The sequence below is a fragment of the Armatimonadota bacterium genome (genome assembly GCA_035527535.1).
Classification (GTDB): domain Bacteria; phylum Armatimonadota; class Hebobacteria.
In genome coordinates, this window is record DATLAK010000092.1 from 39,815 (window position 1) to 59,489 (window position 19,675).

Genomic DNA, 19,675 nt, shown 5'->3' on the forward strand with positions numbered 1-19,675 from the left:
CCCGCAGCCGTGTCACCCTCACCCAACCTCCCCCCTTCGACAGGCTCCCTCGGCCTGGCTGGGGACCGGTCGGGGCAGGCTCTTGCAGGGGGAGGGGTTGCCGGGCGAACCACGACCAGTCATTGCGTTTTGAGGAAGGCTCGCCAAAGACGGAGCTCCCTCGGGTGTGACCGTTTCCCGTTGGGATGGATGGGCGCACGCCCGGGCGCGACCTCGTAGGGGCAAGGCATGCCTTGCCCCTACCTCCGCGCCCCGACGAGTCGGGGCGCGCCCAGGGTGATCCCAACCTTTCGCGGTCACACCCGCTCCCTCAGCGAGGTTGACGCGGGTGATACAGCGTGCTATGATTGTTGAAGACGTGTTACCAGAGGGTAGATCGGCGGTATCGTTCACCCTCTCCTTAATCCTCTCCCTTGAAGGAAGATTGAGCAAGTAACGGGGTAATACCACAGAGGCAGCGATGCACATTCCCGACGGCTATCTGGGCCCGCAGACCTACGGCGCGGCGTACGCGCTCATGGCGCCGCTGTGGGCGGCGGCGTCCCGCATCGTCGGCCGCACCCTGCGCAGCCGGCAGGTGCCGCTGCTGGCGCTGGGGGCGGCGTTCAGCTTCGTCATCATGATGTTCAACGTCCCCATCCCCGGCGGCACCACCGGCCACGCGGTGGGGGCGGTGCTGGTGGCGGTGCTGCTGGGGCCGTGGGCGGCGGTGATCGCGGTCTCGGTCGCCCTCATCGTGCAGGCGCTGCTGTTCTGCGACGGCGGCATCACCGCCATCGGCGCCAATTGCCTCAATATGGCGGTGATCATGCCGTTCGCGGGGTACGGCGTGTATCGGCTCATCGCGGGCCGCTCCGCCCTCACCTCGCGGCGGCGCTGGCTCGGCGCGGCGATCGGGGGATATGTCGGCCTCAACGCGGCCGCGCTCGCCGCTGCCGTCGAGTTCGGCCTCCAACCCCTGATCGCGCACAACGCCGCCGGGCGCGCGCTGTACGCGCCCTATCCGCTGAGCGTCGCCGTCCCGGTGATGGCGGCCGAGCACTTGCTGGTGTTCGGCTTGGTCGAGGCGGTGGTCACCGGCCTGGTGGTCGCCTACCTGCAGCGCGCGGAGCCGGCCTTGCTGCGCGCGCCGTCGGCGCCCGAGACGACCAGGCATGGAGCACAGCCGCCCCCGGCTGTGTCCGGGACCTGCGCGATGGCCGGGGAACCGCAGGCGCAGCCATGAAGACCACGGCCAAGCTGTGGATCGCGCTCCTGGTGCTGGTGGCGCTGTCGCCGCTGGGCATCATCGTCGCCGCCAAGTTGGGGGCGGAGACGGCGTGGGGCGAATGGGGCGCGGACGAGGTGCGCGACCTGGTTGGCTACCTCCCGGCGCAGATGGCGCGGCTGTCCGGACGGTGGCGGGCGCCGCTGCCCGACTACGCGCTCCCCGGCCAGGAGAACGCGTCGCTGCCGGCGCTGAGTGGGTCCTACATCCTGTCGGCGGTGATGGGAGTGGCCGTTATCGTCGCCGTGACACTATTGATCGGTCGGGTACTCGCGCGCCGTGACCAGTCAAACTCTGCCTGAGTGGTATGCGCAAGCCGGCACGGACACAGCCGAGGGCGGCTGTGCTCCATCGCTGATGCCCGCGCCCGGTAGCGAGCGCCGAACCCGTCGCTGTGCGGGGAGGGTCGCGCGCCGCGCGCTGGCGCGCCTGGGCGAGGCGCTGGCGCGCGAGCTGGCGGGAGCGCAGGCCCCACCCGCGTCGCCGCTGACGCGCATCGAACCCCGGGCCAAGGTCCTTGGGTTCCTGCTGCTCATCTTCGGCGCGACCTTCGTGCATGGGCTGGTTCCCCTGGCGGTGCTGCTGGGCGGGGTGGTGGCGGTATGCGTCGCGAGCCGCGTGGGCGCGCGACGCTTGCTGCGCGTGTGGCTGGGCGTGCCGTTGTTCAGCCTGGCGATCATCCTGCCGGCGACGCTCAACTTGGTGACGCCCGGGGAGCCGATGTGGACGCTGTGGCGGCTCGCTCCCGGGCTACGGCTGGGGCCATGGGCCTTGCCCGAGGTCATCGCCGTCACGCAGCCGGGCGTGGTGGTGGCGACGCGCTTCCTCCTGCGCTCGACCGACTGCGTGCTGTTGGCGCTGCTGCTGGTGGCAACCAGCGACTCGGCGGCGCTGCTCGCCGGACTGCGGCGGTTGGGGATGCCGCGGGCATTCGGCATGGTGCTGGCGATGATGCAGCGCTACCTGGCGGTGCTGCTGCGCGCCGCCGAGGAGACCCATCTGGCCAAGCTCAGCCGCAGCCTCGCTCCCGGCTCGCTGCGCGCGGAGCAGCGGTGGGTCGCCGCCGGCATCGGCAGCCTGCTGCGGCGCACGCGCGCGCTGGCCGAGGACGTCCACCGGGCGATGCTGGCGCGCGGCTGGGACGGCGAGGTGCGGATCGCCGCGCGCAGTCGCCTGCGGCTCGCCGATGGCCTGTTTCTCACCGCCGTGGCGGGGCTGATGGTCGGACTGCTGGCGCTGGAGCGGTTGACGTAGGGTTCAATGAACGCATCGGTCTTCGAGGTCGAGCATGTAGATTACGCCTACCCGGACGGCGCGCCGGCGTTGCGCGACATCAGCTTCACCGTCGGCGCCGGCGAGCGCGTCGCCATCTTGGGCGCCAACGCCAGCGGCAAGTCCACGCTCCTGCACTTGCTCGACGGCCTCTACTTCGCTGCTGGTGGCAGCGTCACCGCGTTCGGCGTGCGGCTCAGCGAGGAGCGGGTAGAGACGCCGCCCTTCTCCCGGGTGTTCCGGCAGCAGGTGGGCTTGCTGTTTCAGCATGCCGACGCCCAGCTCTTCAACGCGCGCGTAGACGAGGAGTTGGCGTTCGGCCCGCTGCAGCTCGGCTTGGCGCCGCCGCAGGTGCGGCAGCGCGTGGACGACGTGCTTCGCCTGCTGGGCATCGAGCACCTGCGCGGGCGTTCACCGCAGCGGCTCAGCGGCGGGGAAAAGCAGAAGGTCGCCCTGGGGAGCCTGCTGACCGTGGCCCCGCGGGTGCTCCTGTTGGACGAGCCCAGCGCCGGCCTCGACCCGCGCAGCCAGCAGTGGTTGCGGGAGTTCCTTGAGGTCCTGCATCACTCAGGGGTGACGCTGGTCACCGCCAGCCACGACCTGGCGCTGGTGCCGGAGGTCGCCGACCGCGCGCTGGTGCTGTCCGAGGATCACCGCCTGGTGGGCGATGCTCCCGTCGCGCAGGTGCTGGGCGACCTCGACCTGCTGCTGTCCGTCAACCTCATCCACGCGCACGCGCACGCGCACGGCGAGCTGGTGCACGTTCACCCCCACCTGCACGAGGCGGGGCATGAGCATCCGCACCGGCGCTAGCCACCCGGCTCGGCCGCGAATAGGGTAACGGGCGGCCATCATTCGCCGGCCATGCCATCGCCGGCTCGGTAGCACCGCCGTCCTGCGCCTGCGGCTCACAACCTCCTCGCGATGACCGGCGCGTGCTCAGCGGGATGATGGGGTTGCCTGCGCCCACTTTCGTCACCAGGTACTACCGCCCCCGCTGCAGCAGGCGCTTGACGTGCTCGAGGTCGGCGGGGGTGTCCACGCCGATGCAGTTGTGCTGGGTTTCCACCACCTTGATGCGGTAGCCGTGCTCCAGCGCGCGCAACTGCTCCAGCTTCTCGACCTGCTCCAGCGGCGTCGGCGGCAGGGAGGCGTAGGTTAACAAGAATTCCTTGCGGTAAACGTAGAGCCCGGGATGATAGTAGTAGACCGTCTGCGCGCCATTCCCGCCGCGCACGTAGGGGATGAGTGACCGCGAGAAATAGAGCGCGAAGCCCTGGCGGTCCATCACCACCTTGACCACATTCGGGTTGTGCAGGTCGGCGGGATCAGTGATGCGCGCCACCAGGGTGCCCATGGGGATGGAGGCGTCCGCGAGCAGCGGCTGCACCGCCGCATCAATCACCGCCCCCTCAATCAGCGGCTCGTCGCCCTGGATGTTGACGACGACCTCCGCCTCCATATCCGCCGCGGCCTCGGCCAGGCGGTCGGTACCGGTGGGATGATCAGGGCGCGTCAGCACCGCCTCCCCGCCGAAGCCGGTGACGGCCTGGAATATGCGGTCGTCGTCGGTGGCGACCACCAGGCGCTCCAGGGTCTGCGCCTCGCGCGCGCGCTCGTACACGTGCTGCACTAAGGGCTTGCCCAGCAGGTCCGCCAGCGGTTTGCCGGGAAAGCGCGTGGAGCCGTAGCGGGCAGGGATGATACCGACGACATGCGTCATGGCGCGACCTCCGCGGTGAACGATTGCCACAGGATTATAGCCGCGCGCCGCGCACGGGGTCAAGCCGCCCCCGGCTTGGGGTGTGACCGAAAAGTGGGGGTCGCCCTTGGGCGCGGATGTAGGGGCAAGGCATGCCTTGCCCCTACGAGGTCGCGCCCGGTGCGTCGCCCAACCACCCCCACTAAAATCGGTCCCACCCGCGTTTGCCAGCGGCGCTTGGCCGCGTGCGGAAATGCTGCTATAATCACCGCTAACCGAGGCCGCACGGAGCAACGACAGCGAAGGCGGGCATTAGGGAGAACCGCGCATGGCAATCAACGAGGGCATGATAGAGACGCTGCGCGCCGGGTTGGCAGGCGATGTGCGCGAGCGCATTGATCAAGCCGCTGGCGCCGTCGCGCGCGCGAAGGAGCGCGGCGGCAAGGTCGTCGTCGTCACCGGCAGCGGCCCCAACCTGCACGAGGGCGTAACGTCCCTGCTCGCCGAGCTCATCCACCGCGGCATCGTTGACGGCGTCACCACCTCCTCCGCCGTCATCGCCCACGAGATGGCGGGCGCGCTGGAGCGCGTGCACCGGGTGGCGGGCGACGCGCTTGGCTTCGACCCGGCGGCGCTGCCCATGGACGGCAGGTTCGAGATCTCCGTGCTGCCCCCGGGCTGGCTCGACATCATCGCCGACGAAATGCCGGTTGATCGTCCCCTTATCGAGCGCGCGCTCGATGCGCAGGGCTCCGACATCATCAAGGCGGCGGGCAATCTCTCCTATCCCCTGGGCCTGCGCACCGAGCGCCTGGCGCGCGAGGCCGAGGAGCTGGCGCGAGCCGCCGGCGTACCCCTCGAGGAAATCGTGGGTGCCGGGGCTGACCGCCGCACCATGATCGGCGCGGGGCACCAACGCGGCGCCCCGGTGCTGGTCAGCATCCCCCAGCTCGTCGGCGGCGGCGCCGTCGGCCTCGCCATCGGCGACAGCATCTCCATCACCGACCGCGCCGCGCGCATCGCCGCCTTGCTCGCCGACGCCGACGTCATCATCGAGTCCGCCGTCGCCCTCACCCAGGAGATCCACGACGGCCCCTTCGAGACCTTCACCGGCCACGGCATGTGGGCCGCCTGGGAGGGTCTCCCCACCTACTCCCTGGCCGCCAAGGAGCTCATCCGCATCGATCTCGACCCCAACCTCGATCGCGCGTGGCACATGGAGCGCGACTCCGGCGCGGTCGCCGACGCCATCGCCGCGGGCAAGCCCAAGGCCAAGGTCACCGGCATCCCCTTCCGCATGGAGATGTCGGGGTTCGCGCGCCTGCCTGGAAGCCGGCCCATCGTCGGCGATATCGGCATCGTGTGGCCCCTCTTGGCGGCTGCGGTCGCGCGGGCGCTCGGCATCAACCTCGAGTTCATCTCGTACCCGCAGCACACGCCGGCCGGACGCGACATGCGCGAATGGATCGTGGAAAACGTGCGCCCGGTCGAGCGGGCGGCGATGCTCGCGGCGGCGCGGCAGCATCAGTCTCAGCGCGGCGCGTAGCCGCGTGGCGAGGTCCGCGGGGCTACCGGCGCCGGGTCGGCCGACTCGCCGGGCGTGCCGATGAGCTGCGACACGCTCACGATTTCGATCCCCGCCTCCCGCAGCAACGGCAGCAAGCGCGCCAACATCTGCGCGGTCTGCTCCCGGTAGTGGCAAATGCCAATGGCGCAGCCGCGGCGCTGAGCCAGGCGCCCCAGCTCCTCCACCCGCTCCTGCGCGAGCTCCAGGAACTCCTCGGCGGTGCCGGGTTCGGGCCGCAGGTTGGTGTCCAGAAAGACGCTGCGCGCGGCGTGCAGCACGCCCAGTTCGGCAGCCACCTGCCCGGCGACGCTGCTCCCGGTGGTGCGGCTGTCAACGAACAACAGGCCCTGCCGCCGCAGCACCGACAGTACCGCCCGCATTACTCGCGGATCGGCGGTCGCGCGCGACCCCATGTGGTTATTGACCCCGACCGCCGCCGGCACCGCCGCCAGGTCGTCCTCCACCAAGGCGGCGATCTGGTCGTCGGTCATCTCCACCATGATGCACCCCGGGCCGGGGTCGAGGCGCGAGTTGAGGGGCTCCATCGGCAGGTGCAGCATGACCTCGAACCCGGCCGCGGAGCACGCGCGGGCCAGTTCCCGCGAGCGCTCCACCCCCGGCAGCACCGAGAAAGTCAACGCATAGGGGAGCGCGGTGAATTCGCGGATAACGGCGGCGTTGTAGCCGACGTCGTCAACGATGATCGCCACCCGGCCGCCATCGTGGGGCAGCAGCGGGCGCTCCCGGGGCTTGGGTGACGGCCCCTCGGTGATCGGCCGGGCGGGGCTGGCGACGGCGGGCGGGCGCGCGTGGGCGCGCGCGCGGCGACCGCCGGTCGCGGGCGCCCCGACGCCGCCGGGTCGGGGCGCCGACGGCGGCGGGGCGGGAGGGCGTGATGCCCGCCCCAGCCACCACAGAACCGCGATCACCAGCAGAAATAGCGCGGCCAGGATCCACGGGAAGACGGGTCCGGCGGCGCGGCGCGGCGATGGGGTCGTCATCACGCGTTCACATCCCGGGCTGGGAGGGGACAGTTCCTTCCCACCCCGGGCCTGGGCGGTGCGCTGGGCGGCGGGGAACTGTCCCCTCGCGCCCGCTAATTGCGGGCGGCAATCTGCTGCCGCAGCAGTTGCAGGGCCTTCTGGTACTGCAAGTCGTCGGGGCCGTTGCGGGCGGCCTCCGGCGCGGTCTTGGCCGCCACGTCCGGCGTCACCCCCTTGTGGTCTATGTCGCGGCGCGACAGCGTGTACCACTTGGAGGTCGTCAGCGCCATCGCCGAGCCGTCGCTCAGGGGCAGAATGGTCTGCACCGATCCTTTGCCGTAGGTGGGGGTGCCGACGAGCCGGCCGACCTTCGCATCCTGGATCGCGCCGGCGAGGATCTCCGAGGCGCTGGCGCTGCCCCGGTTGATGAGCGCCACCAGCGGGAGATCGAACTTGCTGCCCTTGCCGTTCTCGTCGTAGAACGGGCGCATGGGTTGGCCGCGCTCCTGCACATAGACGACCGGCTCTGCGGCGACGAACTGGTGCACTACCTCGAGGCAGCGATTGAGCAGACCGCCGGGGTTGTCGCGAATGTCGAGCACCAGCCCGCGCATGTGCTGCGCTCGCAGCTTGCGCAGCCCCGCGGCTACCGCGCGCCCGGTGTCGTCGTGGAAGTAGTTCACCCGCATCAGCCCGATCCCGTCATCCAGCAGCTTGGTTTCGACCGTCGCCAGCTCGATGGGGCCGCGCACGATCTCTTTGGGCACGGGGGCGGTGGCCCCCTCGCGACCGAGCAGGAGTTTAACCGTGGTCCCCCGCTCGCCGCGAATTCGCTTGGCCGCTTCGCTGACGGTCATGCCGTCGGTGGGCGCGCCGTCGATCTTCAGCACCAGGTCCCCAGCCTCCACCCCCGCCTTGGCGGCGGGACTCCCGGGCAACGGCGCAACGATCGTCAGCCGGAAGGAGCGGAGGGGAATCTCCGATCCGCACGCGGGACAGCGCAGCCCCGGCGTGACCTTGGCCGTCTCGTCGTCGCCCTTGACTTCGGTCAGGCCGATGGTGGCGCCGATACCCTCGAAGCGTCCCTGGTTCTCCTCCTGGAACGACTGGTACTCCTGGGGGTCCATGAAGCGCGTGTAGGGATCGTCGAGCGCCGCCAGCATGCCGCGTATCGCGCCGTAGGTCAGCTGGCGGCGGTCCCCAACCGGCGATACGAAGAACCGATCAATATTCTCCAGCACTTGGCCGAACGTCTCCAGCGGTTGCAGGTCCACCTCGTCGCGCCCCTGGGCGCCGGAGGCGCCGGCTGCGCTCGCGACGCGGGTCGCTCTCAGCGCGCGGACCGCCTCCAGCCCGCCGGTGGTGCTGTCAGCCAGGATCTGAAACTGACGGCCGGCCATGAAGGACGCGACCATGACCACCAGCAGGGCGATGGTCAGGGCGATGCGATGTCTGCGTTGCATGAGCCTGCTGCCTCTCAATTCTATATGTGTGCGTCACGCGCGCCAGTGCGCGCGGCGGGACATCCCTGCCGGGATTATTCCATGGGGCGGGGGGCAGGCAAACCACGCCGCTGCCGGCCGCCACTCCCGGCCGGCGTCGGCGGCGACCCGGTCAGAGCCCGTAGATGTGGATACGGAAAACGCGCATGCGGTAGAGGACGAAGTCAACGGAGGGGTAGCTCAAGATGCAGCTATTGGTGAAACCGACCATTCCGGCCGGGCCCGCATTCGCCGTGGCCGTCAGCGCGTCGCCCGGGGCCGCCCCCGCCGGCACGAAACCGAAGGCGGGGCCGACGGGCGGCAGGGCGCCAGGTCCGCCATCATCCTCCCCTCCTCGCCCGCCGCCGCGACCGCCGAAGCTGATAGCCCCTCCCGGGGCGGCGGGCGCACCGGCTGCAGGAGTGGCCGGGGTGATCCGGCGTCCCGTTTCGCTGATGATCTCCGTGCGGTTGGGCCAGCCGTAGGTCCGCAGCACGTCGGCGAAGGTATCGCCGATCCGAATCCCCTTCTCGGTCTCGGCAACCTTGGAGGAAGCGAAAGTGCGCCACTGGCTGGCGACGACGTTGGTCACGTGGGCGTCTATCCCGCTGCCGGTCATGAGCACGCCGATGACCGCCGGGTCGCGGTTGTATATCCACTGAATCTGGTCCCCGCCGACTGCAGCCATGCGCACGGCGGTCGCCCATACCGGCATCTCGAACTCCTGCGTCCCGATGAAGCTGAACGCGTTGCCGGGCGCGAACATCGCGTCCGGCGTGCCGAACGACGGCGACGACAGGAGATCGTCCGGCGTGTCGCCCAGTGACACGCCCGCCAGCTTCATCTCCAGGCACAGCGCGGGGGACGACAGCGCCGCGACCAGCGCCACCACCACCGCGACAACCACCACCTGCTGCATCCTTGCCCTGCCCATTGCTTCTCTCCCCACCTTCGGCTGCTAGCTATTCTGAACCTCGCCCACCGCCGCCGCCACGGCCACCGCCATAGGTGGGAGCGACACCCGCCGCCGGGCCTGCGGCGGGCCGCGCTGCTGCCGCCGCCGTTCCTTTGGCGAGGGCGATGGTAGTCACCCGCAGACTCGTCAGCGTCAGCGTCAGGCCGGCGTTTGCGTAACGCAAGACCAGGTTGCCCCCCGCGCCCTGGGTCGAGTCGGGAAAGCCGTATTTCTCAAGCACCGCAATGTATTGGTCGCCGAGTCCTATGCCCTGCTCCGTCCGCGCCCCCCGGTACCAGCTGCCGGAGACGGTGATCGTCTTGACGCGGCCGGCGGCGTTGAGCCCGACGACGACCTGCACTGGGCCGGGCATGTTGTAGAGCCAATAGGTTGCGGTGCTGTCGTCCTCGACCACCACCGGCACGGTGGGGATCGCCGCGGGGGGAGCGAAGCTGCTGGCCGCCGGCAGCGGTGCGGGAGCGGCCTCCTCTACCTCACTACCGCGGCCGCCACCTCTACTCGGGACGAAACCTCTCGCCGGCGCAAGCGGTGCGAACCCCACCCCTGCGGGCGCTCCGACCGCCGCTAGTCGCGTCGGAGCCGTGAGCCCGTAGGTTACCACGGCCCCCGCCGGACCGAAAAAGTCCGGCGGGCCGTAGAGCGGTTCATCGAGGAGATCCATGGCCGGCTGGTCGAGCCGGATGCCGCCCAACTGTGCCTCGATCGCGTAGGCCCGCGGCGCCAACGCAAGCGCCGCAGCCGCGATCGCGAGTACCGTGAGGCGCCTGACCATACCAAGCCTCCTGTGCGCCATTTCTACACCCCGGGGATAGCGTGCCTCAATCTATCACACGCCCCCGGCACTGTCAACCCTTCTGACGCTCGCGCGGGCCCCGGCGTTCCCCCGCTGACGAACGCGCGCCAGGCGGCGCTCCATGGCGGGGTCACGGCTCGGCAGGCTAGCGCTGGCGGACGGTCAGGAACTCCGTCAGCTCGCGCAGCGCGTGCGCAGCGCCGGGCGCCAACTGCACCGACCCCAGCGCGGCCCACGCGCGCTCGTGCTTCTGGGCGACCAGGTCTTCCGCCTGCGCCAGCGCGCCGAGCCGCTGGAGCGCGTCCACCACGGCGGCGATGCGCTCCGGCGACGACGCGCCCTGCGCGGCGAGGATCGTCTCGCGTTCCTCGCCCCGCGCCCGCTCCAGCGCGCAGATGACCGGATAGGAGCATCGCTTGCGGCTGAGATCGGTGCCGACCGACTTGCCGGTCTTATCGGGGTCGCCCCAGATGCCCAAGAGGTCGTCGCGGATCTGGAACGCGATGCCGAGGTCGAAGCCGAATTGGCGAAACGCCGCCTGCGTCTGGTCGTTCGCGCCGCCAAACAACGCGCCGAGCTGTGTCGCGCACGACATGAGCGCCGCGGTCTTGCGCCCGATCATGTCCAGGTACTCGCGCGGCGACACCCGCGGCTGGTTGTGCAGCGCGAGGTCGTGCGCTTGCCCCTCGCACAGCCGCACGCAGGCCCGGCTCAGGAGCGCCACCGCCCGCAGGTGGCGGGTGTCCCCGGCGCCGGCGGCGCCCAGGTCGCCGAGGGCGGCATAGGCGAGGGAGTACATGCCGTCGCCGGCGTTGATGGCCTGGGCTTCGCCCCAGCGCCTCCACACCGTCGCCCGGCCGCGGCGCATCTCGTCGCGGTCCTCGATGTCATCGTGGATCAGGGAGAAATTATGCACCAGCTCGATCGCCGCCGCCGCCGGAGCCGCCACCTCCGGGTCGCCACCCACCGCCGCGCACGACAGCAGGCACAGCCGCGGGCGCACGAGCTTGCCCGCCGGTAGGGTGGCGGGCTTGCCCCCCGCCTGCGCCTCGGTCTCGTCCCATCCCAGGTGGTGGGACAGCATCGCGCGCAGCAACGCCCCCCCCGCGCCCTCCAGTCCGGCCAGCGCGGTGCGCATTAGCCTTTGCACCGCCTCCATGGGATCCGATGACACCTCTGCTCCTCCGGGGCACAGCGACCGCATCCGCCGGCAGCGCCGCTCCCGCGCCGCCAAGCTCACCCAGTAGTATAGTGAATCGCCGGGAGACTGTCGAGGGAGAAGCCTGCGGACATATCTGTGGCTTGTGCTCATGTGCGGGTGACTCCCATCTGCGCCCCACTCCGTCGTAACTCGCCTGGAGGATGCCGCCGGGAAGCCTCAGTGCAACAAACGTACGTCACCGCCACGACCGGTGCCCCGCAAAGCCCAATCGCCACGCCCCGGCGCATCTGGTACTCGGAAATGGGGAACTATCCCCGATTTCCTAATCTCTGGCTGCTCTCACCGCGCCCTGCTGCGGTACGGTCTCAGCCGCGTATCATATCTGCGTATTTCGAGTGGAGGTACTCGGCGAGTTTCTCTTCGTTCTGCTTGGGCACCGATATGAACGGCCGCCGCATGTAGCCGCACCTGAGGTAACCCAAGGCGTTGATCTTCGCCTTGTGGCCGCCGAGGCCATAGCCCTGCAGGAAGGGCTGGCTCGCGATGTCGCGCGCCATCTCCTGCCAGCGGTCAATCATCTTGAGCGCCTTGTCCCACAGGCCCTTCTTGCACAGGTCGTAGATCTCGACGGCGTAGTGCGGGATGCCCGCGCCGGTCATCGTGAAGAAGCCGCGCTCGCCCATCTTCATCGTGGGGATGTACCAGTCGGGCTCGGTGGAAGTGAACAGGCCGAGTTCCGGGAAGTTGCGGTGCAGGTTGCACCACAGCGACCAGTCGTAGTGAGCTTCCTTGGCGCCGCAGAAGGTCTTGATGTCGATGATGCCGCGGTAGGTCTCAACATCGTGGATCTGGGAGGTCTGGGGGTTGTTATAGATGACGATGCCGATGTTGGGGCACGCCTCGGCGAGGTCGTGCCAGAACTTGATCAGTTCCTGGCGGGTCAGTTTCAGGTAGTAGGGGCTGAGGTTCATGACGGCGTCGCAGCCGGCTTTCTCGGCGGCGGCGACCTTCATGATCGCCTCGTCGGTGTTGACGCCGGAGCAGCCGCAGACGGAGACGATGCCCGCGGCCTTGCACTCCTCGGCTAGCGCCTTTGCGAGGCGCTGGTGGTCGGGCCAGGAAATGGTGTGGAATTCGCCCAGGCTGCCGGTGGTGACGACGGCGTGGATCCCGGCGGCGGCCAGCTTGCGCACGTTCTCGCGAAAGGCCTGCTCGTCGAAGATGCCGTTCTGGTCGAATGGGGTTGGGGGAAGGCAATAGACGCCTTCCATCGCTTCGCGTGTAAGCATCAGATCATATCCTCCTCGTGAGTGGGATTCTCCGCCCGACGAGAGAGCGCCTTCACGGCGGAGCCGGTCGGGATTCACCCCAAGGATGAACAGGTAGATCCTTACCCCGCAGGCGTTGAATTTCCTTTGGCAACAAGATGTAGGAGTGATCTTCGAGGAAAGCAGTGGGCCACAGGGTGATGCGCGGTTTCGACATCGCTCTGGCAAGTGTGCACCGAGGGCGGGATGAAGTTGTGGGTCACCCGGCGCGCTTCCACGGTCGGCTTGAAGCCATGCGGGACGCCGCGGCGATCCTGACCGCCACCATACTCCGAGCCGTTGTCGGTCTGGAAGCCGACCTCGTCGAGCGCGACGCCGCAGGCGACGAGGTGGGCCATGACGCGCTCGGCGGAGACGCCCCGCTAGGCGGGGCACTCCTGGGCGTAGTCAACGAAGGTCAGGCTGCTTCTCACCTCGCGGGCGCTGTACTGAATCAGCGGCAGCCCCAGCGCCTGGGCTTGCGGCCAGTAGTAGGGGATGTCGTCGAGTTCCTTGGCATCGTGGCACAGCTTCGAGAACAAGGGCCAGGTGGCCTTGACGCTAGCGGGCAGCTCGAACTCGAGCTTGAGGCACGCGGCGCTGGTATGAGTTGTCGAATTGGAAAGAGAGGATGGCGGCCAAGCTATCGCCTATGCTCTTTCTACGCGCTTGCCGCCGAAGGCGTCAATGGCGCGATAGCCGGCCGAGTACTCGCCGTCGTGGGGCACGCCGGCGGGGATGAAGTACTCGTCGCCGGGCCCGAGGGTGATCGCACGGCCGCCGATGGTGCCGGCGAACGTGCCCTGCGCGACGATGGCATACTCGTCGAAGTCGTGGGTGTCCATCTCGCTGCGGCCGCCTTGCGCGCACTGCCAGATCACCACTTGGCTGCCGTCGGCGCCGTCGAAGACATAGCCCTCCAGGCCGCCGGCCTGCGAGGTCTGCTTCACCGCATTGGCCGGCCGCCGCATGAACTCGGGAAATTGGTTCACGGGAGCCTCCTTGGTCGGGAGTATTATCGGAAGTCCACGCCGTAGGCGACGGAGTTCTTGCCACAGATGCGCGGGGTGATGAACTTGGCCCTCAGCGCGCCGCCCGGGCACGGGAAGGGAATGCTTTCGGACTATCCCTAGCCCTCCAATGGCTGGCCGACGAGCCGCCCGGCGGTGAAGGTCGCCAACCCGGTCGCCCCGTGGCCGCCGCCATCGTCGTGGCGTTCCCGTGAGCCATAGTAATAGTACCAACGCTGATCGGGTAGTGTCAAGATTTGTGTGAGGGCTGGACCCGTTCCCAGGGCAGGGATTCACCCCGACATTGACAAGCCCCCGCCCTCGCGCTATCATTGCGCGAGGAACTGCCCAGGGGCAGGGTCCCTAACCCAAATGGTTCCCCCCGTTTGGGTTTATTTTTTCCGCCGCGAGCGGGGAGGTGCGAGCGTGCCCAGCACAGTCGTAGTCGGCGCCCAGTGGGGCGACGAAGGCAAGGGTGGCGTGGTTGACGTCTTGGCCGAGCGGGCGGATATGGTGGTCCGCTTCAACGGTGGCAACAACGCCGGTCACACCGTGTTCGTGGGCGAGGAGCACTTCGCGCTGCATCTGGTGCCGTGCGGCATTCTGCGCGGCAAGGCGTGCCTCTTGGGCAACGGGGTGGTGATTGACCTCCAGGGGCTGCTGGGCGAGATGCGCGAACTGGAATCGCGCGGCATCGCCGTGCGCGACCACCTGCTGATCAGCGAGAGCGCGCACCTGGTGCTGCCCTACCATCGCGCGCTCGACGCGGCCGAGGAGCAGGCGCGCGGCGCCGCCGCCATCGGCACCACCCTGCGCGGTATCGGCCAGGCCTATGCCGACAAGTACGCCCGCAGCGGCCTGCGCGCGCTTGACCTGACGCAGCCCGCGGTCTTCCGCGACAAGCTGGCCGCCGCCCTCGCGCACAAGAACGCGCTGCTGACCAAGGTCTATGGCGCGCCGCCGCTCGACTTCGACCAGGTCTATGCCGAGCTGGCGCCGGCGGCGCAGGAGTTGGCGCCGCTGGTGGCCGATATCGCAACCGTCATCAATCAGGCGCTCGACGACGGCAAGCAAGTCGTGTTCGAGGGGGCGCAGGGGACGCTGCTCGACATTGATTTCGGCACCTATCCGTTCGTCACCAGCTCCAACCCCATTGCCGCCGCCGCCGCGGTCGGCAGCGGGGTCTCGCCCAAGCGGCTGCACCGCATCGTCGGCGTGGTCAAGGCCTACACCACGCGCGTCGGCGCGGGCCCGTTTCCCACCGAATGCGAGCCCGAGCTCGCGGACAAGTTCCGCGTCCAGGGGCGTGAGTTCGGCACCACCACCGGCCGCCCGCGCCGCATCGGCTGGTTCGATGCGGTAGTCGCGCGCAAGGCCGCCATGCTCAACGGCATCGAGCACCTCGCCGTCACCCACCTCGACGTCCTCGATCAGTTCGACCGCATACCCATCTGTGTCGCCTATCGCTGCGACGGCGAACAGCGTCACACCTTCCCCACCTCCCTGGAGACCCTGGCGCGCTGCACGCCGGTGTACGAGGAGATGCCGGGCTGGCGCGAGGAGACGACCGGGGTGACGTCGCCGGCGGGGCTGCCCCGCGCCGCCAGAGCCTACCTCGATCGCTTGGCGGAGATCGCGGGCGCGCGGCTGCTCATGGCGCGCATGGGACCGCGCCGCGACCAGACCGTCGTCGTCGAGGCGTGAGGGGATGATCGCGGCGCCGGGCAGCGAGTCGCCGGCGGCCCGGCGGCGGCGGGTGGTTGCCATCGCCGCAGCGCTGGAAAAGGAGTACGCGCTCCCGCATTCCCCGCGCGCCAAGCCCTCCACATTGATCCGCCCGGGCGCACCGCCGGCGGGCAAGCCGCTCGACGTGCTGATCGCCACCATCCTGTCGCAAAACACCAGCGACGTCAACAGCGGCCTCGCCTGGGCGCGCCTGCGGGAGCGGTTCCCGTCTTGGAACCAGGTGGCGGACGCCGACGTGCGCGCGATTGCGGCCGCCATTCGCCCCGGCGGGCTGAGCAACGTCAAGGCCCCGCGCATCAAGCACATCCTGCGCCATATCGGGCGCGAGCGCGGCCGCCTCAGCCTCGATTTCCTCGCCCACATGAGCGACGGCGAGGCCCGCGACTACCTGTTGGCGCTGCCCGGCGTGGGGCTGAAGACCGCCAACGTCGTCCTGCTGTTCGCCCTCGACCGGCAGGTCTTCCCGGTGGATACGCACGTGCTGCGCGTGGCCCGGCGTCTGGGATTGATCGGGCCCAAGGTCTGCGCTGACCGCGCCCACGGCGAACTGGAACCGCTGGTCCCGCCCCCCCGCCGCCGCGCCCTTCACCTCAACCTTATCGCCCACGGCCGCCAGGTATGCAAGGCACGATGTCCGCAGTGCCCCCGCTGCCCCCTCGACCGCGCGGCGCTGTGCCCCTATCCCCGCCGCGAGCGCCGGTGGGTGTGATCGCTTTTCGTTGGTGGAGTTGACCGGAGAGGTGGCGCCGTGCATCCCGCGTGGCGCATAGGCGCCCTCGCCTGTGTCATCTGGCGACCCGACGAGGCGGGTCGCCCACACGGCGGCTAGGCCCAAAGGCCGCCGTGGCGGTCGCCTTGCGACCTAGCCACCGGGGCGGCCATGCTCCATGGGTTGAGCCTCATCCCAACTTCTCGAGGTCACACCCGCGCCGGTTACGACGACTGCTCGGAGGCAAGTGAATGCGCCGCGTCGTCCGCCGGCTGGCGGTCGAGGCGCGGGCTGTGGGCGGGCGGCGGGCCGCTGGCCGGCGGGTGCTCGCCGTTGAAGACGAAGCGACTGGATTCCTCCTCGAAGCCGGCGGCGAGGGAGGTCAACTGATTGACGAGGCCGGAGGCCTTTCGCATGCCCTCGGCGGCGTCGCGGGCGTTATCGGCGATGCCGCGGATGACCGCCACCACCTGGTCGCTGGCGGCGCGCTGCTGTTGGGTGGCGAGCGAGATCTCGCGTGCGGTACGAGTGGTCTTCTCGATCAGGGCGACGATCTCCTGGAGTGCGCTGTCCACGCCGCGGGCGAGCTCGACCCCCACGCCGACTTCCTTGGTGCCCTGCTCGGTGGCCATGACCGAGGCGCTGATGGCGCCCTGGATCTCGGCGACCAGAGACGCGATTTCCTCGGCGGAGGCGCGAGAGCGCTCGGCCAGGCGGCGCACCTCGCCCGCCACTACCGCGAAGCGCCGCCCGTGCTCGCCGGCAGCCGCGCTTTCGATGGCGGCGTTGACCGCCAGCAGGTGGGTCTCGGAGGCGATCTCCTGGATGATGTTGAGGACATCGCCGATCTTCTGCGAGCGGTCGCCCAGGCGCACCGAGGAGGCGGCGATGTTCTGCACCGTCTCGCGGATGCGGTCCATGCCCTCGAGGGCGGCGCTGACGGTGTGCTGACCGCCGATGGCGGCCGCCACCGTTTCCTCGGCGGTGGTCACCACCGACTCCGAGCGGTCGGCGATCCCGGCGGCGGAGGCGGCGAGCTCCTCCAGGGACGAGGTAACCTCCTCCACCGACACCGCCTGATCGACGGAGCTGGCGGTCTGCTGCTCGGCCAGGCCCTCGATATCCGACGAGGCGGCGCCGATCTGGACGATGCCGTCCTGCATGTGCTTGATCAGGGCGCGCAGGCTGCGCACCATGTTATTGAAGACGCCCGACAACTGCCCCATCTCGTCGCGGCGAGAGTCGTCAATCTCGAAGGTCAGGTCGCCCCGGGCCACGCGCTGCGCGGCCGTGACCAGTTGCTCGAGGGGACGAGTAACGCTGCGCCCGAGGGCGATCACGATCAGAATCGCGCACAGCACGACCCCGCCCGTCAGCAGCGCGGTCGTGCGCACGACCCCGGCAATGGCGGCGTTGACGCCGTCGTGGGACATTCCCACTCGCACCACGCCGATGCGCCGGCGCGCCGGCGAGGCGTCGGTCGGCTGCTGGGGGGTCTGCTCCGACAGCAACGATGACTCCAGCCCCGGCGTGTCGTCGGCGGTAGTGTATACTGGGGCGGCGACCTCGCATACGGTCACCCCCGACCGTACGCGGTACATGCGCGAGCGCGGCGCCTCAACCTGCTCCGCCCGCTTGCCGTCGTCGCGCCGGGACCTGACCTGCTGCGGCGACATGCCGGCGCTCGCCAGGACGCTGCCGTTGGCGTCCTCCACCCAGGCGTAGGCGACATCGCGTTCGCGGGTGATGCCGGCCAACTGCTGGTGGAGCATCTGCTGCGAGCCGACGAGCACCCCATATTCGCTGTTGTAGGCGGCGTTCTTGGCCAGCGCCAGCCCGCGCGCCCGCAAGCTCTCGTGGATCTGGCGTGACTGCTGGCGCACGAAGAACACTCCGAGCACCACCGCAGCCGCTGTCACCAACAGCGTGGCCCAGAGCGCAAACCGCGCGCTCAGGCCCAGCCCCAGGTTTCGCCACCGTCTAGTCAGCCGCATGTGCCGCCTACCTCGCTCCTGTGTCGCCCTACTTGAAGACCTTGTCCGCCGACCGCCTCAGCGTTTCGGGAACCGTCAACCCCAGCGCGCGCGCCACGCTCAGGTTGAGCGCGAGCAGGGACTTGCGCGGCCCGACCACCGGGATTCGCCCCGGCGCCTCGCCGGAGATGATGCGCAACGCCAGGTATCCCGCCTGGCGGCCGATGTCGGTGTAGTCCGGGTAGAGCGCCAGCAGCGCCCCCGCCTGCACCAGGTTGGGCGAGAATCCCGCCACCGGCAGGCCGTTGCGCACCGCGAACAGCAGGACGTACTTCGCCGACTGCGGGCTGTAGACCGTCGTGTCAATCGGGGCGTAGATGGCGTCCACCTTGCCGCGCAGCTTCCCCGCCGCCGCCGGCACCTCGGCCGCCGAGCGCACCGCCTGCGCCACCACTCGCAGCCCCACTGAGCGCGCCCCCGCGGTGATCTCGTCCACCTCGGGCTCACTGTTGGAGGGGTCGTAAATGACCCCCACAATTCGCACCGTGGGCACGACGCGCCGCAGCGCCTGCAGCGTCTCGGAGGCCGGGATCTCCAGGTGCACTCCCGTCATGTTGCCGCCGGGCCGCCCAGGGTTGTCCATGAGCTTGCTCTGAACCGGGTCCACGACCATAGCGAACACCACCGGAATGTCCCCCACCGCCTTGCCCACTTGTTGCGCCGCTTCGGTGCCTAGCACCAGCACCACCTGTGGCGGGTTGGCCTTGATCTGCGCTGCCACCTGGCGCGCCGCCGTGGAATTCGCGCTCAGGCTATATCGGGTCACGCTGACCTGCGTTTGGGCGCCGATCACGCTCATGAATCCCTGCTCGGCGGCATCGTAGCCAGACAAGGCTCGGCTCTTCACCACCGCCACGCGCGTAGATGCCGCCCACGACTCGGACACTGTGAGCACCAGAGCCGCGGCCGCGAGCGCGCAGCGCAGCACCTGAACCCAAGCGACGGTCCGCACCCGGCGCGCGGCGCGGGAGCCGGCAGGCACGGCGAGGCTCGCAGGCAACCGCAGGGGGGCGACTCCCAGGCCGATGGGGCCCGAGCTGCACAGCCGCCAGGGGGTGGCCGCCGACGCCTTGCCGGTCGGAGCCCCAGCGCCGTATGGTCGGCCGTAGGTGCATGGTCGCATGCTGCTCTCCCTGGTGCGATCCAGCGACTGCAATCGCAACCGCGCCCACGCGCGGAAGCGCACGAGGGGCACCCGGACCGCGCTCGCCGGGCTGCCTGGAGACCATGCATCTTTTCCACATTGCCGCGCTGAACTGAGACCCCGACTGGGCGGCTCTGTCGCACTGGCGCGCAAGCGCACCGCCCTTCGTCGGCGCGCGACGCCGCGGCGCGCCGGCGCAGGACGTCAATGCCGCTTGAATCTCGCCGAAGCCGTTGACAACTCATGGCAAGGCGGCCGGCGTTCACCCTCCGAACGTAGCGCGTATTATTCATACTTGGTGGCGCAAGCGTCTCGCCTCGAGCGGCGTCCAGGGGCATCAGGCTGGAATGTTGCCGACTTGCTATCGCACACAGATGTGTGCATACCCGCGCTTATGACCCTCTCCTGCGCGGCGGGTATGATCTCGAAAAGCAGGGGGCGCCCTTGGGCGCGGAGGTAGGGGCAAGGCATGCCTTGCCCCTACGAGGTCGTGCCCGGCGCGTCGCCCAACCATCCCCACTGG

Annotated in this window: 19 protein-coding genes; 7 read left to right on the forward strand and 12 right to left on the reverse strand. The window is 69.5% G+C overall.

Annotation, left to right across the window (positions count from 1 at the left end; all coding sequences use genetic code 11):
• The first annotated feature begins 460 nt into the window (after positions 1–460).
• Genes cbiM through VM221_06775 form a run of 4 tightly spaced genes read left to right on the forward strand, consistent with a single transcriptional unit; the run spans position 461 to position 3,352 of the window.
• Positions 461–1,225 (forward strand): cobalt transporter CbiM, encoded by a 765-nt coding sequence (gene cbiM / locus VM221_06760; protein ID HUT74520.1) that lies wholly within the window; start codon positions 461–463, stop codon positions 1,223–1,225.
• Positions 1,222–1,569: a PDGLE domain-containing protein gene (locus tag VM221_06765; protein HUT74521.1), complete on the forward strand. Its 348-nt coding sequence runs from the start codon at positions 1,222–1,224 to the stop codon at positions 1,567–1,569. The genes cbiM and VM221_06765 overlap by 4 nt, the downstream gene beginning before the upstream one ends.
• Complete coding sequence (gene cbiQ, locus VM221_06770; GenBank protein ID HUT74522.1) at positions 1,547–2,521, forward strand: cobalt ECF transporter T component CbiQ; 975 nt, start codon at positions 1,547–1,549, stop codon at positions 2,519–2,521. The genes VM221_06765 and cbiQ overlap by 23 nt, the downstream gene beginning before the upstream one ends.
• A 6-nt stretch (positions 2,522–2,527) precedes the next feature.
• Positions 2,528–3,352, forward strand: coding sequence for an ABC transporter ATP-binding protein (locus tag VM221_06775; protein ID HUT74523.1), 825 nt, complete (start codon positions 2,528–2,530; stop codon positions 3,350–3,352).
• Between the two features lie 172 nt (positions 3,353–3,524).
• On the opposite strand, the gene kdsB is transcribed toward VM221_06775, so the two are convergent.
• Positions 3,525–4,262, reverse strand: coding sequence for a 3-deoxy-manno-octulosonate cytidylyltransferase (gene kdsB, locus VM221_06780; protein HUT74524.1), 738 nt, complete (start codon positions 4,260–4,262; stop codon positions 3,525–3,527).
• Positions 4,263–4,569: 307 nt separating this feature from the next.
• Between kdsB and VM221_06785 the strand changes: the two genes are divergently transcribed.
• Positions 4,570–5,787, forward strand: coding sequence for a hypothetical protein (locus VM221_06785; protein ID HUT74525.1), 1,218 nt, complete (start codon positions 4,570–4,572; stop codon positions 5,785–5,787).
• Here VM221_06785 and VM221_06790 read toward each other — a convergent pair.
• The 9 genes from VM221_06790 to VM221_06830 all read right to left on the reverse strand — a co-directional run bounded on the left by VM221_06790 (position 5,772) and on the right by VM221_06830 (position 13,502).
• Positions 5,772–6,809, reverse strand: a complete 1,038-nt coding sequence (locus tag VM221_06790) for a divergent polysaccharide deacetylase family protein (GenBank protein ID HUT74526.1) — start codon at positions 6,807–6,809, stop codon at positions 5,772–5,774. The genes VM221_06785 and VM221_06790 overlap by 16 nt on opposite strands.
• A 95-nt stretch (positions 6,810–6,904) precedes the next feature.
• Positions 6,905–8,254 (reverse strand): S41 family peptidase, encoded by a 1,350-nt coding sequence (locus VM221_06795; GenBank protein ID HUT74527.1) that lies wholly within the window; start codon positions 8,252–8,254, stop codon positions 6,905–6,907.
• Between the two features lie 151 nt (positions 8,255–8,405).
• Positions 8,406–9,206 (reverse strand): hypothetical protein, encoded by an 801-nt coding sequence (locus VM221_06800; protein HUT74528.1) that lies wholly within the window; start codon positions 9,204–9,206, stop codon positions 8,406–8,408.
• A gap of 28 nt (positions 9,207–9,234) precedes the next feature.
• Positions 9,235–10,020, reverse strand: a complete 786-nt coding sequence (locus tag VM221_06805; protein ID HUT74529.1) for a hypothetical protein — start codon at positions 10,018–10,020, stop codon at positions 9,235–9,237.
• Between the two features lie 166 nt (positions 10,021–10,186).
• Positions 10,187–11,215, reverse strand: a complete 1,029-nt coding sequence (locus VM221_06810) for a polyprenyl synthetase family protein (GenBank protein ID HUT74530.1) — start codon at positions 11,213–11,215, stop codon at positions 10,187–10,189.
• Positions 11,216–11,568: 353 nt separating this feature from the next.
• Positions 11,569–12,492 (reverse strand): dihydrodipicolinate synthase family protein, encoded by a 924-nt coding sequence (locus VM221_06815; protein HUT74531.1) that lies wholly within the window; start codon positions 12,490–12,492, stop codon positions 11,569–11,571.
• Positions 12,493–12,593: 101 nt separating this feature from the next.
• Positions 12,594–12,869, reverse strand: coding sequence for a hypothetical protein (locus VM221_06820; protein HUT74532.1), 276 nt, complete (start codon positions 12,867–12,869; stop codon positions 12,594–12,596).
• Between the two features lie 24 nt (positions 12,870–12,893).
• On the reverse strand, positions 12,894–13,052 hold the full coding sequence (locus tag VM221_06825) for a hypothetical protein (GenBank protein HUT74533.1): 159 nt from the start codon (positions 13,050–13,052) through the stop codon (positions 12,894–12,896).
• A gap of 108 nt (positions 13,053–13,160) precedes the next feature.
• Positions 13,161–13,502: a cupin domain-containing protein gene (locus VM221_06830; protein HUT74534.1), complete on the reverse strand. Its 342-nt coding sequence runs from the start codon at positions 13,500–13,502 to the stop codon at positions 13,161–13,163.
• A gap of 444 nt (positions 13,503–13,946) precedes the next feature.
• Here VM221_06830 and VM221_06835 point away from each other — a divergent pair, with 444 nt between their 5' ends.
• Entirely contained in the window at positions 13,947–15,224 is a 1,278-nt protein-coding gene (locus tag VM221_06835) for an adenylosuccinate synthase (GenBank protein ID HUT74535.1), read from the forward strand.
• Positions 15,225–15,228: 4 nt separating this feature from the next.
• On the forward strand, positions 15,229–15,975 hold the full coding sequence (gene nth, locus VM221_06840; protein ID HUT74536.1) for an endonuclease III: 747 nt from the start codon (positions 15,229–15,231) through the stop codon (positions 15,973–15,975).
• Positions 15,976–16,199: 224 nt separating this feature from the next.
• On the opposite strand, the gene VM221_06845 is transcribed toward nth, so the two are convergent.
• Positions 16,200–17,969, reverse strand: a complete 1,770-nt coding sequence (locus VM221_06845) for a methyl-accepting chemotaxis protein (GenBank protein HUT74537.1) — start codon at positions 17,967–17,969, stop codon at positions 16,200–16,202.
• 28 nt (positions 17,970–17,997) lie between these two features.
• The gene (locus VM221_06850) at positions 17,998–19,131 is read right to left on the reverse strand and encodes an ABC transporter substrate-binding protein (protein ID HUT74538.1); all 1,134 of its coding nucleotides are present in this window, start codon (positions 19,129–19,131) and stop codon (positions 17,998–18,000) included.
• Between the last annotated feature and the right edge of the window lie 544 nt (positions 19,132–19,675).